This window comes from Stenotrophomonas sp. S41, from assembly GCF_016624625.1.
GTDB lineage: Bacteria > Pseudomonadota > Gammaproteobacteria > Xanthomonadales > Xanthomonadaceae > Stenotrophomonas.
On record NZ_JACVTV010000018.1, the window covers coordinates 1 to 13412 of the forward strand.

Below are 13412 nucleotides of genomic sequence, written 5' to 3' on the forward strand. Positions count from 1 at the left end.
ACTTGCAGCGTCCCCCTCAACCGGACCCACCCCGCCTACCCTCAGGAAACCTGCCTTTGACGTTGCTTCGGCCGTTGCCGTTGCATTGAGCAGGTGCAGGGCTGCAAGCCCTGCCGAACAAAACCCCCTGAGCATTCCACGCAGTGGTTTGAGCGCATCGCGCGCACGCCACCCGGCACGCTGCACAGCGACGGAATATCCCGCCTTACCGAGCCCCACCTCATGACCCTGCGTCACCTGCCCCTGCGCGGCGCCCTGCTTCTCGCCCTGTCCTCCCTGCCGCTGGCCGCCCTGGCCGAAGCCACCTCGCCCGCCCCCACCCAGCAGGTGCCGGGCGTCTACCACCAGCGCGTCGGCGCCCTGCAGGTCACCGCCCTCTTCGATGGCGTCGTCGCGCTCGGCCGCCAGCAAGTGGTCGATGTCTCGCCCACCCTGGTCACCCGCCTGCTCGACGGCCGCTACGTGCCCGAGGACAAGAAGGGCCTGCAGACTGCGGTCAACGCCTTCCTGGTCCGCCAAGGCAACCACCTGACCCTGGTCGATACCGGCACCGCGCAGTGCTTCGGACCCGGCCTGGGCCAGGTGCTGGGCAACCTGCGCGCCGCCGGCGTCGATCCGGCCGAGGTGGACGACATCCTGCTCACCCACGCTCACCCGGACCACATGTGCGGCGTGCTCCACGCGCAGGGCCAGCCGGCCTACCCCAATGCCACGGTGTGGCTGTCCAAGGCCGATGCGGACTACTGGCTGGACCCGGCCAGCGAAGCCGGTGCGCCGGAGGGCGTGCGTTTCGCCTTCCCGTTGGCCCGCAACGCGGTGGCGCCGTACCAGGCCCACGGCAGGCTGCGCACGTTCAAGCCCGGTGATGCCCTGCCCGGCGGCGCGGTGGCGATGGACACCCACGGCCATACCCCCGGCCATGTCTCCTACCGGTTCGACAGCCAGGGCCAGTCGTTGCTGGTGTGGGGCGATGTGCTGCACTTCCACGCGGTGCAGTTCGCGCACCCGGAAGCGGCCTTCGAGGCCGATGCGGACCGCAAGGCGGCCATCGCCAGCCGTCGCGGGCTGCTTGAGCAGGCCACCGCCAAGGGCTGGTGGGTGGCCGGCGCGCACCTGCCGTTCCCCGGCCTGGGCCATGTGCGCCGCGAGGGCGAGGCCTATGCGTGGGTGCCGGCGGAGTATTCGCCGTTGAAATGAGGTGCCGCCGGGCATGGCCCCGCGCTACCGGTCCCCGGTCGCGGCAACATCGGGTAGCGCCGGGCCAAGCCCGGCGCGCGCCGCGGGGCCGCCGTAAGCCAGCCCCCCCCCCGCCGCCCCCCCCCCCGGGGGCCCCGGGGGGCCCCCCCCCCGGCGAGCGCAGCGGAGACGCCTTACGCCAGCCCCAGCCAGCCGCCGATCACGCCGCGGGCTTCGTCCACGCCGGTGCGGTCCTCACCGGAGAACACCTGCACGCTGACGCTGTCGCCATAGGCCGAATGCAGTTCCTTGCGGACCTTCTGCAGGGTCTGCATCTGCTGGCTGCGGCTGAGCTTGTCGGCCTTGGTCAGCAGCGCGTGCGCGGGCATGCCACGCTGCACGGCATAGGACAGCATCTGCCGGTCGTAGTCCTTCAGCGGGTGGCGGATGTCCATCACCACCACCAGGCCCTTGAGGGCTTCGCGGGTGCGGAAGTACCGGTCGATGAAGGCCTGCCAGTGCGCCTGCAGGTCCAGCGGCACCTTGGCGTAGCCGTAACCGGGCAGGTCGACCAGGTGCGCTTCCGGGGTGATCTGGAAGAACACCAGCTGCTGGGTGCGGCCGGGGGTCTTGGACACGCGGGCCAGGGAGTTCTGCCGGGTCAGCGCGTTGAGGGCGCTGGACTTGCCGGCGTTGGAGCGGCCGGCGAAGGCCACTTCGGCCCCTTCATCGGGCGGCAGCTGCCGCACGTTGTGGGCCGAGAGGTGGTAACGGGCGCGTTCGATGAGCAATGACATGCGCCTAGGATCGCATGTTGCGGCGCCGCGCGCCCGTTCCGGGGGCCGCAGGCCGGGAAAATGCTGCACTGCTGCGTTGACCGTGCGCGGAAACGGCGTTGATAATCCGGGCGATGCCGGCGGCCACGCCCCGGCCCGGTCCATACGGAGCTTTAGCATGCGCCACGCTCGCGTTCTTGCCGTATCCGCTCTTGCCACTGCCGTCGTCGTTGCCGCCGCTGCGTTCGCGCAGACCACGCTGACCCCGCTGCCCGACAACGGGCCGATCCGCACCGCCTCGCTGGAAGTGGATTTCAGCAAGACCACCTGGGGCGACGCCAAGGCCGGCCAGACCAAGGCCTCGGCCTGCGCGGCCTGCCATGGGGCCGACGGCAATTCCACGGTGGAGATGTACCCGTCCATCGCCGGCCAGAGCGAACGTTACGTGGCCCAGCAGATGGCCCTGATCGCCAACGGCCAGCGCAGTTCCGGCGCGTCGGTGGCGATGGTGCCCTTCGTGCAGAACCTCACCCCGCAGGACATGCGCGATATCGGCGCGTTCTTCGCCACCCAGAAGGCCACCGCCGGCATCGCCGACGATACCGCGGTGGCCGACGGCCCCTACAAGGGCATGAAGTTCTACGAGATCGGCCAGCAGCTGTACCGCGGTGGCGACGCCACGCGCGGCCTGCCCGCCTGCATGGCCTGCCACGGCCCCAGCGGCGCCGGCAACCCCGGCCCGGCCTACCCGCACATCGGCGGCCAGCACGCCAGCTACGTCGCCCGCCGCCTGCAGGAATACCAGGCCGGGCAGACCAACGAGACCGACAAGGCGCACTTCCAGATCATGGCCGCCGTCGCCCAGAAGCTGAGCGAGCAGGAAGTCCAGGCGCTCTCCAGCTACCTGCAGGGCCTGCACAACAAGGCCGATGACATCGCCGCCGAGGCCACCGCCACGCAACCGGCCGCCGCCCCCTGACCACCACTGGTCGGCCCGGGTCGCCACGGCGGCCCGCGGCTGCGGTATGTTTCCTTCACGCCGGCGGCTGCGCCGGCGTTGTTATTTTCAATGGAGATGCGTGTCGATGAGGTTGATTCCCCGCCTTCTGCTGTCCCTGCTGGTGATGCTGCCGCTGGCCGCCTGCGCCGCCACCCCCGCCAATGCCCCGCTGGTTGAAGGCAAAGACTACGAGCGCATCGCCAAGTCCGGCCCGTTCCAGCCGCTGGCCGGCAAGATCGAAGTCGTTGAAGTGTTCGGCTACACCTGCCCGCACTGCGCTCACTTCGAGCCGCAGCTGGAAGCCTGGGCCGCCAAGCTGCCGGCCGACGTGCGCTTCACCCCGGTCCCGGCCGCCTTCGGCGGTGCCTGGGATGCCTGGGCCCTGGCCTATTACGCGGCCGATGAAGTGGGCGTTGCCAAGCGCAGCCACGCCGCCGTGTTCAAGGCCCTGCATGAGGACGGCTCGCTGCCGATGCAGAACATCTCGGCCGATGAGCTCGCCACCTTCTATACCGCCTATGGCGTGAGCGCCGACCGCTACAAGCAGGCCCTGCGTGGCGATGCGGTGCAGAAGAAGGTCGCCGAAGCCCGTGCCTTCGCCCAGCGCACCCAGGTGCCGGGCACTCCGGCCATCATCATCAACGGCCAGTATCTGGTGCGTGGCAACAGCTTCGACGACCAGCTGCGCATCGCGTCCAAGCTGATCTCCGAAGCCCGCGCCCGCGGCCGCTGAACCAATCCCGACCATCGACACGGCGCTGTCGCCGCCGCATGTCATCATTTCCCCCTGGCCGGCGCCCGCCGCTGGCCCCACCTTTCCAGATGCTGGAGACGTTTCAATGAAGACCCGTATCGCTGCTTTCGCACTTGCAGCCCTGCTGCCGATCCTGGCGGCCTGCAAGGCCGACGACGGCACCACCAACACCACCGCCCCGGCTGAAGCGGCCGCCACCCCGGCTGCCACCGAGCCTGCCGCGGCCCCCGCCGCCGAGCCGGCTGCCGCCACCGAAGGCGCTGCCCCGGCCGCCACCGAAGCCGCTCCGGCCGCCGCACCGGCCCCGACCACCACCGCGCTGACCGGCCCGGCCCCGGTGGAAGGCAGCGACTACCAGGTGATCAGCAATGGCCAGCCGTTCCAGCCGGCCGCCGGCAAGGTCGAAGTGGTCGAGATCTTCGGCTACGTCTGCCCGGCCTGTGCCGCCTTCCAGCCGCTGGTCGGCCCGTGGAAGGCCGGCCTGCCGAGCGACGTGAACTTCGTCTACGTGCCGGCCATGTTCGGCGGCACCTGGGACAACTACGCCCGTGCCTTCTACGCCGCGCAGACCCTGGGCGTGCAGGAGAAGACCCACGAAGCGCTGTACGCCGCCATCCACTCGCAGCAGACCCTGAAGGGTGAGCGCGGCGCCGACTCGGTCGACGACATCGCCAAGTTCTACGCCGGCTACGGCGTGGATCCGAAGCAGTTCGCCGCCACCATGGGCAGCTTCGCGGTGAACGCCAAGACCAACTCGGCCAAGCAGTTCGCCCAGCGCAGCGCGATCAGCGGCACCCCGTCGATCATCATCAACGGCAAGTACCTGGTGAAGGGCAAGAGCTTCCCGGACATGCTGCGCATCGCCGACCACCTGATCGCCCGCGAACGCGGTGCGGCCCAGGCTCACTGATCCAAGAGAAAGCATTACCGGCCGTGACTTCCCCCCACACACGGACCCTGCGCTTGCTGACGGCCAACATCCAGGCCGGCTCAAGCACCCGCCGCTACAGCGACTATGTGACCCGCAGCTGGTCACATGCGCTGCCGGCGGGACGCAAGCGCAGCAGCCTGGACGCGATCGCCACCCTGGCGCGCGGCCATGACATCGTCGGCCTGCAGGAGGCCGACCCGGGCAGCCTGCGGTCGGGCTTCACCAACCAGACCCACTACCTGGCCCAGCGTGCCGGCTTCAATTACTGGAGCCACCAGCCGAACCGGCGCATGGGCGGAGTGGCGTCCAGCGCCAACGGGCTGCTGAGCAAGCTGGAACCGGTGGAAGTACAGGACCACGCCCTGCCCGGCCGCATCGGCGGGCGCGGCGTGCTGCTGGCCAAGTTCGGCGATGGCGAGGACGGCCTGGCCGTGGCCGTGGCCCACCTGTCGCTGGGCGCGGGTTCGCGGATGTCGCAGCTCGGCTTCATCGCCGAGCTGCTGTCCGACCACCCGAACGCGGTGCTGATGGGCGATTTCAACTGCCTGGCCGAGCGCCCGGAAATGCAGGTGCTGTACCAGAAAACCCGGCTGCAGCCGCCAGGCTGCGTGGTGCCGACCTTCCCCAGCTGGCGCCCGGACCGGGCCATCGACCACATCCTGGTCAGCAGCAGCCTGCAGACCCGCAGCGTGGAAGCCGTACCGGCCGCGTTCTCCGACCACCTGGCCCTGGCCATGGCCATCGACGTCCCGGCCGAAGCCCTGCGCTGACCCACCGTTCCGGTAGGTGCGGACCTGCTGCTCTGGTGGGTGCGGACCGTTGGTCCGCACTGCTCTCCGCCGGGCATGGCCCGGCGCTACCCGGCCTGCACCACCGGGGTCCTCAGCCGCCGTGCGGTCATCGTGCTGCCCACCGAGGCCACCACCGTGCAGCCGATCGCCAGCCACTGCACGCCCTCCAGGTGTTCGTGCAGCAGCAGCATCGCCCACAGCGCGGCCACCGCCGGTTCCATGCTGATCAGGATGCCGAAGGTCTCTTTCGGCAGGCGCTTGAGCGCCATCATCTCCAGCGACATCGGGATCGCACTGGACACCAGCGCCACCAGCAGGCCCGCCAGCAGGATCTTCGGCTCCAGCAGCGCCATGCCCGCATGGGCCACGCCCACCGGCACCACCACCAGCGACGCCGCCAGCAGCCCCAGCGAAACCGTGTGGCCGGCATGCAGGTGGCCGGCGCGCTTGCCGAACACGATGTACAGGCCCCAGCACGCGGCCGCCCCCATCGCATGGAGCACGCCGGCCGGGTCCAGCGCCGGGCCGCCGCCCAGCGGCAGCAGCAGCAACAGGCCGACCAGCGCGCAGCCCACCCAGAGGAAGTCGATCGGCCGCCGCGAGGACAGCATCGCCACCGTAAGCGGGCCGGTGAACTCGATGGCCACGGCGATGCCGAAGGGAATGGTGCGGATGGCCATGTAGAACAGCAGGTTCATCAGGCCCAGGGTCAGCCCGTAGCGGAGGATGGTCATCGCATCCACGCGGCTGGTCTTCCAGCGCCACGGCCGCCAGAACAGCAGCAGCAACAGCGCCGAGAAGCCCACGCGCAGGGCGCCGGTGCCCTGCGCGCCGACCAGCGGAAACAGGTGTTTTGCGTAGGAGGTGCCGATGGCCAGCGCGGTAACCGAGCCGAGCACCGCCAGCGCCGGCAACATCGGCGCGAATCGGGAAGTCTGCATGCGCAAAGTCTATTGCGCTGGCGGCGAGCACTTGGCTCAATTGACGGCCCGTCCGCGCAATTTCTGCTCGCCATGGCCACCGCCCCCGTGCTGGACAGCTTCGACCACGCCATCCTCGACCTGCTGCAGCAGGACAACGCCCTGCCGCAGCGACAGATCGCCGAGGCCGTGCACCTGTCCACCCCCGCCGTGCAGCGGCGCATCAAGCGCCTGCAGGACAGCGGGGTGATCGCTGCCAACGTGGCCGTGCTCGACGCGGCCAAGGTCGGGCGTCCGCTGACCATCATCGTCGAGGTGCGGGTGGTCAGCGAGCAGCGCGAAAAGGTCGCCCCGTTCCGCCGCCGCGTGCAGGACGATCCGGCCGTGCAGCAGTGCTATTCGATCACCGGCGATGGCGATTTCCTGCTGCTGCTCTCGGCGGCGTCGATGGAAGAGTACGAAGCGATCACCGAGCGCTTGTTCGGGGGCGATGACAACATCGAGCGCTTCCGCACCTCGGTGGCGCTGGGCACGTTGAAGCGCAGCTTCTCGGTGCCGCTGCCATGACCTCGCCGCCCTCCCCTGCCCGACGCCTGCGCCGCTGGCTGCTGTCCGGCGCCCTGCTGCTGGCCGCCGGCCTCGCCGCGCTGTCCCTGTGGAACAGCCCGTGGGCGGCGGCACCGAAGATGCTGTGGGCGCTGGGACGCATGCCCCCGGCCACCGAGCTGCCCGTGCCCGTGGACGGCGTGCGCCCGCGGCAGATCGCCGACACCTTCGGTGCACCGCGCGGCAGTGACCGCACGCATGCCGGCATCGACATCTTCGGCAAGCGCGGCACGCCCGTGCGCAGCGTCACCGCAGGCGTCATCGCCGATGTGAGCGAACGCGGGCTCGGCGGGCGCCAGGTCTGGGTGATCGGCCCCGGCCGCGAGCGCTACTACTACGCGCACCTGGAAGACTGGGCCGAGGGCCTGGCGCGAGGCCAGGTGGTGCAGGCCGGGCAGCTGCTGGGCCACGTCGGCGACAGCGGCAACGCCAAGGGCACGCCGCCGCACCTGCACTGGGGCATCTACGGCAAGGACGGCGCCCGCGACCCGTTGCCGCTGCTGCGTTGAGCGCGTGACGCTGCGGCTCGACACCACGACGGGCCCGCCGCATCATCAGCCGCAGTGACAGGGAGAGCACGCCGATGGCCCCGCTTCGCGCCACCCCGATGTTGATCGCCACCGTGATCCTGGCCACCGGCTGCAGCACCCTGCAGGCACAGCGCGACCCGTGGTGCAGGCAACTGGCGGCCTACGCGAACACCGCACAGGTCGATGCCCCGCGATCGATTGAACTGGTGACCGACTGGAGCCGCTGGAGCAAGCGCTGCGAGGATGATGGCAGCGACGCAGGCAAGCAGTTCTGCCGCTGGTTGATCCCCAACACCTCGACCGAATTCGCCTCGGCCAATATTCGCCACACGCTGGCCTGTCTGGATCCAACGGCCATCCATGCCGGGCGTCTGCGCAGCACCCCGGTGTACATGACCGGCAAGGTGGAGGTGTACGGCGCGCCCATGATCGATGAAGACGTGATGGTCACCGTCGAGTACGCCGATGGCATCGAGGGCCAGTTGCCGCACATGAAGATCCAGGCCGAGCGCACCCCGCTGGACGACTGAGGCGACGAAGGGACTGGCACGCCCCCGCTTCATTTGTAAATAGAAACAATTCGCATTACCATATTTGCGTTTTCAGGGCAGCCAGGACGGTTCGCCCTCCTCGCATTGCCCAGCCACCGTCCTGCAGCGCAGGGCCCCGCCAGCGGCGTGAGACCCCCCACCAGCCGCGGCGCCAGACCATCCGGGAAGCCGGTCGGACGCACGCACGTGCCCGTCCAGGAACCCACATGATCCGCTCGACCCCTGCTCTGCTGCCGCATCGCCTGTCCGCGGCGGTGCTCTCCGCCCTGTGCCTGGCCGCCGCGCCGGCCGCCTTCGCCGAAACCGCTGCCGACCCGACCACCCTCGACAAGGTCGTGGTGAAGGGTGAACGCGCCGAGGGCTACTCGGTGCGCAAGACCTCCGCCGGTACCCGCTTCGACCTGGCCCCGCGCGAGATCCCGCAGTCGATCAGCATCATCAGCCACCAGCGCATCGAGGACCAGAACCTCGACGACATCATCGACGTGCTGGGCAACACCACCGGCGTGAGCAGCACCCAGTCCGACACCGAGCGCACCGAGTTCTACGCGCGCGGTTTCTACATCGACAGCTACCAGTTCGATGGCCTGCCGACGCAGATGGTGCAGAACTGGAGCTACGGTGACTCCGGCCTGGACCTGGCCCTGTACGACCGCGTGGAAGTGGTGCGCGGTGCCACCGGCCTGCTCAGCGGCGCCGGCAACCCGTCCGCTTCGGTGAACCTGATCCGCAAGCACGCCGACAGCGCCGAACTGGCCGGCAGCGTCTCGGTCAACGTCGGCAGCTGGGGCCGCACCCGCACCACCGTGGACGTGGGCAGCGCGCTGAATGCCAGCGGCACCGTGCGTGGTCGCGTCATCGGCAGCTACCTGGACACCGATGCGCAGATGGACCGCTACAACCAGCACAAGACGCTGGGCTACATGGTCATCGATGCCGACCTGACCCCCGATACGCAGCTGAGCGTGGGCTACGACTACCAGCAGAAGCGCGCCAACGGCGCGACCTGGGGCGGCTTCCCGATGCTGTTCTCCGATGGCACCAGCACCGGCTACGACGAGTCGTTCAACGCCAGCCCGAACTGGACCTACTGGGACACCACCAGCAAGCGCGCCTTCGCCACCCTGGAGCACGGCTTCGCCAACGGCTGGAAGTTCAAGATCGGCGCCACGCATGACGAGACCAAGGCCGACGACAAGCTGTTCTACCCGGCCTACAACGACTGGGTCACCGGCGCCTCGTACTTCGACAAGAACACCGGTGCCGGCATCTCGCCGTCGGCCGGCTTCTACAACACCGAGCGCAAGGTCGACGGGATCGATGGCTTCGTCGACGGTCCGTTCCAGCTGTTCGGCCGCGAACACCAGTTCATGGCAGGCCTGAGCTACAACAAGCGCGACTACGCCAACTACGGCGACTACCAGGTCGGTGGTGCCGGCCTCGCGTGGGACCCCTTCTCCAGCTACCTGAACTGGAACGGCAACATCAGCGAACCGAACTGGAACCCGCTGAGCCTGGCCAGCGAAGGCACCATCACCCAGAAGGCCGGCTATGCCGCCACGCGCCTGTCGCTGGCTGATCCGCTGAAGCTGATCATCGGTGCGCGCTACACCGACTGGAAGAGTGAAGGCGAAGGCGCCGATCGTTCGCACAAGGTGACCACGCCGTATGCCGGCCTGGTGTTCGACATCAATGACACCTACTCGACCTACGCCTCGTACACCGAGATCTTCCAGCCGCAGATGCTGAAGGACCGCAACGGCAGCTACCTCGATCCGGTCGACGGCAAGAGCTACGAAGTGGGCGTCAAGGGCGCGTGGTTCGACAACCGCCTGAATGCCTCGGTGGCCGTGTTCCGCATCGAGCAGGACAACGTCGGCCAGTCGACCGGTGAACCGGTGATCGGCGGAACCGGCGGCGAAACCGCCTACATCGCCGCACGCGGCACGGTCAGCCGCGGCTTCGAGTTCGAGCTGAACGGCGAACTGGCACCGGGCTGGAATGCCACCTTCGGCGCCTCGCGCTACGTGGCCAAGGACATCAACGATGCGGACATCAACACCAACCTGCCGCAGACCACGCTGAAGCTGTTCACCAGCTACACCCCGCAGTCGTTGCAGGACCTAACCGTCGGCGGTGGTGCCAACTGGCAGAACCGCATCTACTACGCGGTGCCGGCGTACGGCCGCATCGAACAGGACGGCTACGCGCTGGTCAGCGCCTTCGTGCGCTACCGCATCTCGCCGGAGTTCAGCGTGCAGGCCAACCTCAACAACCTGCTGGACAAGAAGTACTACTCGCAGATCAACGGCTACGGTGCGTTCGGCGACGGCCGCAATGGCTCGCTGACCTTCACCTGGTCGTTCTGATGCAGACGGCGCCGGGCAGCCCCCGGCGCCGTGGGTCGTTGTAGAGTCGAGCCATGCTCGACTGGCTTTCGCAAAGAGCAGCCGAGCATGGGCTCGGCTCTACAAAGGCATGAAGCAGCCGAGCATGGCTTGGCTCTACATGACCGCGAAAAGCCGCCGGGCATGGCCCGGCGCTACCGGTGAAAAGCAGGTGCCGTTCCCTGGCACCTGCCGGTCAACCTAGAACCGCAGGTCCGCGCGCATGTACCAGTAGCGGCCACGCGGGATGTCGTAGGTCGAGGCGTCGTAGCCGTTCAACGAGCACGACAGGCAGATCGGCGGATCCTTGTCGAACACGTTGTTCAGGCCCGCGGTCAGCTGCAGCCCCTTCATCCAGTCGATTTTGTAGCCCACCTGCAGGTCGTGGTACGTGGTGGCGGCCAGCGTGTTGGTGCCGGCGGCCTGGTTGCCGCACACCGGGAAGGCCACCGCATCACCGCAGTCCTCGGTCAGCTCGGAGATGTGGCGCACCGTCCAGTTGGCGCTCCAGTTGTCCAGCGTCCAGCCGATGCTGGCGTTGCTGGTCCACTCCGGAATCGAGCTGTCGGCCACTTCCACGCCCGGCTTCTGCGGCTGCCGCTGGCCGGCCGCACCGGTGGCTTCGTAGCGGCCGACGAAGGTGTTCTTCCAGCCCAGCTTGAACTGGCCGATGTCGCTCTGCGGCAGTGTCCAGAACAGATCCACGTCCCAGCCATCGGTCTTGATCGAACCCAGGTTGGTCAGGCGGTTGTTGAAGCTGTTGACCGCGCCGGTGCTGGCGCGGGTGATGCCATCGCAGTAGACCGGGTCCAGCGTGTCCACGCACAGGTCCAGCTGGGTCTGCGCATTGATCGCCTGGATCGCGCCGTCGATGTTGTGGCGGTAGAAGGTCACCTCCACGTCGAAGCGTTCGGACCAGGTGGCGTTGTTGCCGAACCACGGGCTCCACACGAAGCCGGCACTGAAGCTGCGCGAACGCTCCGGCTCCAGCTCGCGGTTGCCCCCGGTGGTCACCGAGATCTGCGAGTTCGCCTGCTGGAAGCCGGTCGGCACGCCCAGCGCGGCGCAGTTGGCAGGATTGCCGCGCGGCGCGGTGCCGCCCAGGCCCACCGAGCACGGATCGAACAGCTGCAAGTCGGCACGCGCGGCCGAGCCGTACAGCTCGCCGATGGACGGTGCACGGAAACCCTCGGCATAGGTGGTGCGCAGCACGAAGTCATCGGTCACCTGCCAGCGCAGGCCGTACTTGGGGGTGAACTCGCCGCCGAAGGTCGAGTAGTCCGAATAGCGTCCGGCCAGGCTCAGGTCCAGTTTCTTGCCCAGTGCCGAGTCGGCGAAGATCGGAATGCTCAGCTCCAGGTAGGCCTCGTTGACGTCGTAGGAACCGGACGTCGGCTGCGAGGGCACGCCGTTGTAGTGGCCGATCACCGTCAGCGGATCGGGCTGGTACCAGCCTTCATAGCGGCGATGTTCCAGGCCGGTGGCGAAGGACACCGGGCCGGCCGGCAGGGTGAACAGATCGCTGGACAGGTTGGCGGTGACCAGGCTCAGTTCGTTCTGGCTGCGGTCGCGTACCACCGGCTGGATCCAGCGCAGCATCTCCGGGGTGATCGAGCCGACGCCACCGAAAATGTTCAGCGGCACGCAGCCGGCCGTGGCCGCGCACAGTGCCGGATCGCCCAGCGCCAGGTTCACGTTGTAGATGTTGTAGCTGCCGTAGTTGGTCTGTTCGGCCTTGTTCTTGCTGTACATGCCGTTGACGTCCCAGTACCAGCTGCGGTTCGCCGCCTGGAAGCTGCCGACCAGGCCGGTGGCGAAGTACGTGGTGTTGACCTCCTGCTCGAACACGCGCGCGCCGCCTTCCACCGGGCGGCGACCGATCAGGCTCATGTTGTCGCCGGACACCAGGTCGAAGCCGAACGGGTTGTACGGGTTCAGCGCCGACACCACGATGTTGTCGGCCAGCGGATTGCCGGTGGCACCGTCAGGCCCGAAGAACAGCGGTTCCGGGCCGGCCTGGTTGGTCGATTCGCGGCGGTTGCCCAGCGCCTTCACGTACCACTGGACGTCGTCGGTGATGTCGAAGCGGAACTGGCCGAACACGCCTTTGCGCTCGGACGGGGTCAGCACCATGTTGTATTCGGCGAAGTTGAAGCGGTCGGCGCTGGTGAAGCAGTGGTAGTCGTCGCTGCGGTTGCAGCCGGCGCTGCCGTCATAGCGCGGGTTGCTCACGCCGGTATTGGGCACGATGTCCTGCTCGGCGCCGGTGTTGGGATCGACGAAGGCGAAGCGTCCCTGCGGAATGCCACCGCTGCCGAAGGCCAGGCCGGTGCCGGGAATCGGGAAGCGTGACTGTTCGCGGTCGCGCGCATACACCGCATCCTGCCTGGTCCAGCTCGCGCCGAGGAACAGGCTGTAGCGCTCGCCGCTGGTGCCCCAGGCCAGGTCCACGCCCTTCTGCGTGCCGTCGCCCTTGCTGTATTCGCCGTAGTTCAGGGTGACCTGGCCGCCATCGAAATCGCGGCGGGTGATGATGTTGACCACGCCGGCGATCGCATCGGAGCCGTACAGCGACGAGGCACCGTCTTCCAGTACTTCGATGCGTTCGACAATCGCCAGCGGAATGGTGTTGAGATCGGTGGCCGCGCCCACGCCCGACGCCGAGGATTCATTGACCCAGCGGATGCCATCGACCAGCACCAGCACGCGCTTGGCGCCCAGGTGGCGCAGGTCGACCTGTGCCGAGCCGGCACCCACACCACTGCCATCCGGCGGGAAGCCGAAATTGCCGGACGAATTGAACTTGGCATTCAGCGCCGAACCGGAACCGGTGAGCTGCTGCAGCACTTCGCCGATCGAGCTCAGGCCGGTGCGTTCGATGTCGCCCCTGCTCAGCGTCTGGATCGGCACCTGGCCTTCCACTTCAGCACGCTTGATGCGCGTGCCGGTCACTTCGACGGCATCCAGGGTGGTGGCCGTCTGGGCCATTG

The 13412-nt window shown here is 68.2% G+C and carries 12 protein-coding genes; 9 read left to right on the forward strand and 3 right to left on the reverse strand.

Annotation, left to right across the window (positions count from 1 at the left end; translation table 11 throughout):
• Positions 1-222: 222 nt before the first annotated feature.
• Positions 223-1197 (forward strand): MBL fold metallo-hydrolase, encoded by a 975-nt coding sequence (locus IAE56_RS06165; RefSeq protein WP_200751876.1) that lies wholly within the window; start codon positions 223-225, stop codon positions 1195-1197.
• A gap of 173 nt (positions 1198-1370) precedes the next feature.
• Here IAE56_RS06165 and yihA read toward each other — a convergent pair whose 3' ends face one another.
• On the reverse strand, positions 1371-1973 hold the full coding sequence (gene yihA / locus IAE56_RS06170; RefSeq protein ID WP_079223317.1) for a ribosome biogenesis GTP-binding protein YihA/YsxC: 603 nt from the start codon (positions 1971-1973) through the stop codon (positions 1371-1373).
• A gap of 157 nt (positions 1974-2130) precedes the next feature.
• Between yihA and IAE56_RS06175 the strand changes: the two genes are divergently transcribed.
• The 4 genes from IAE56_RS06175 (at position 2131) to IAE56_RS06190 (ending at position 5407) form a co-directional block, all read left to right on the forward strand.
• Positions 2131-2931 carry a c-type cytochrome gene (locus IAE56_RS06175; RefSeq protein WP_108769990.1) on the forward strand — a complete coding sequence of 267 codons (801 nt, stop codon included), beginning with the start codon at positions 2131-2133 and terminating at the stop codon, positions 2929-2931.
• A gap of 106 nt (positions 2932-3037) precedes the next feature.
• Positions 3038-3685 (forward strand): thiol:disulfide interchange protein DsbA/DsbL, encoded by a 648-nt coding sequence (locus IAE56_RS06180; RefSeq protein WP_200751877.1) that lies wholly within the window; start codon positions 3038-3040, stop codon positions 3683-3685.
• Positions 3686-3791: 106 nt separating this feature from the next.
• Positions 3792-4616 (forward strand): thiol:disulfide interchange protein DsbA/DsbL, encoded by an 825-nt coding sequence (locus IAE56_RS06185; RefSeq protein WP_108769992.1) that lies wholly within the window; start codon positions 3792-3794, stop codon positions 4614-4616.
• 53 nt (positions 4617-4669) lie between these two features.
• On the forward strand, positions 4670-5407 hold the full coding sequence (locus IAE56_RS06190) for an endonuclease/exonuclease/phosphatase family protein (protein WP_174213557.1): 738 nt from the start codon (positions 4670-4672) through the stop codon (positions 5405-5407).
• Between the two features lie 86 nt (positions 5408-5493).
• On the opposite strand, the gene IAE56_RS06195 is transcribed toward IAE56_RS06190, so the two are convergent.
• Positions 5494-6369: an EamA family transporter gene (locus IAE56_RS06195; RefSeq protein ID WP_200751878.1), complete on the reverse strand. Its 876-nt coding sequence runs from the start codon at positions 6367-6369 to the stop codon at positions 5494-5496.
• A gap of 72 nt (positions 6370-6441) precedes the next feature.
• Here IAE56_RS06195 and IAE56_RS06200 point away from each other — a divergent pair, with 72 nt between their 5' ends.
• The 4 genes from IAE56_RS06200 (at position 6442) to fhuE (ending at position 10404) form a co-directional block, all read left to right on the forward strand.
• Positions 6442-6915, forward strand: coding sequence for an Lrp/AsnC family transcriptional regulator (locus tag IAE56_RS06200; protein WP_200751879.1), 474 nt, complete (start codon positions 6442-6444; stop codon positions 6913-6915).
• Positions 6912-7463: a M23 family metallopeptidase gene (locus tag IAE56_RS06205; protein WP_200751880.1), complete on the forward strand. Its 552-nt coding sequence runs from the start codon at positions 6912-6914 to the stop codon at positions 7461-7463. Before IAE56_RS06200 ends, IAE56_RS06205 begins: the two co-directional genes overlap by 4 nt.
• A 74-nt stretch (positions 7464-7537) precedes the next feature.
• Positions 7538-8014, forward strand: coding sequence for a hypothetical protein (locus IAE56_RS06210; RefSeq protein ID WP_200751881.1), 477 nt, complete (start codon positions 7538-7540; stop codon positions 8012-8014).
• Between the two features lie 227 nt (positions 8015-8241).
• The gene (gene fhuE, locus IAE56_RS06215) at positions 8242-10404 is read left to right on the forward strand and encodes a ferric-rhodotorulic acid/ferric-coprogen receptor FhuE (protein ID WP_200751882.1); all 2163 of its coding nucleotides are present in this window, start codon (positions 8242-8244) and stop codon (positions 10402-10404) included.
• 219 nt (positions 10405-10623) lie between these two features.
• On the opposite strand, the gene IAE56_RS06220 is transcribed toward fhuE, so the two are convergent.
• Positions 10624-13410, reverse strand: a complete 2787-nt coding sequence (locus IAE56_RS06220) for a TonB-dependent receptor (protein ID WP_234455926.1) — start codon at positions 13408-13410, stop codon at positions 10624-10626.
• Positions 13411-13412: the final 2 nt, after the last annotated feature.

Coding starts and splice junctions, on each gene's coding strand:
- IAE56_RS06220 (WP_234455926.1), bottom strand. CDS start 13,410: ATGGCCCAGACGGCCACCACCCTGGATGCCGTCGAAGTGACCGGCACG.
- yihA (WP_079223317.1), bottom strand. CDS start 1,973: ATGTCATTGCTCATCGAACGCGCCCGTTACCACCTCTCGGCCCACAAC.
- IAE56_RS06200 (WP_200751879.1), top strand. CDS start 6,442: ATGGCCACCGCCCCCGTGCTGGACAGCTTCGACCACGCCATCCTCGAC.
- IAE56_RS06195 (WP_200751878.1), bottom strand. CDS start 6,369: ATGCAGACTTCCCGATTCGCGCCGATGTTGCCGGCGCTGGCGGTGCTC.
- IAE56_RS06210 (WP_200751881.1), top strand. CDS start 7,538: ATGGCCCCGCTTCGCGCCACCCCGATGTTGATCGCCACCGTGATCCTG.
- IAE56_RS06180 (WP_200751877.1), top strand. CDS start 3,038: ATGAGGTTGATTCCCCGCCTTCTGCTGTCCCTGCTGGTGATGCTGCCG.
- IAE56_RS06205 (WP_200751880.1), top strand. CDS start 6,912: ATGACCTCGCCGCCCTCCCCTGCCCGACGCCTGCGCCGCTGGCTGCTG.
- IAE56_RS06165 (WP_200751876.1), top strand. CDS start 223: ATGACCCTGCGTCACCTGCCCCTGCGCGGCGCCCTGCTTCTCGCCCTG.
- IAE56_RS06175 (WP_108769990.1), top strand. CDS start 2,131: ATGCGCCACGCTCGCGTTCTTGCCGTATCCGCTCTTGCCACTGCCGTC.
- IAE56_RS06185 (WP_108769992.1), top strand. CDS start 3,792: ATGAAGACCCGTATCGCTGCTTTCGCACTTGCAGCCCTGCTGCCGATC.
- fhuE (WP_200751882.1), top strand. CDS start 8,242: ATGATCCGCTCGACCCCTGCTCTGCTGCCGCATCGCCTGTCCGCGGCG.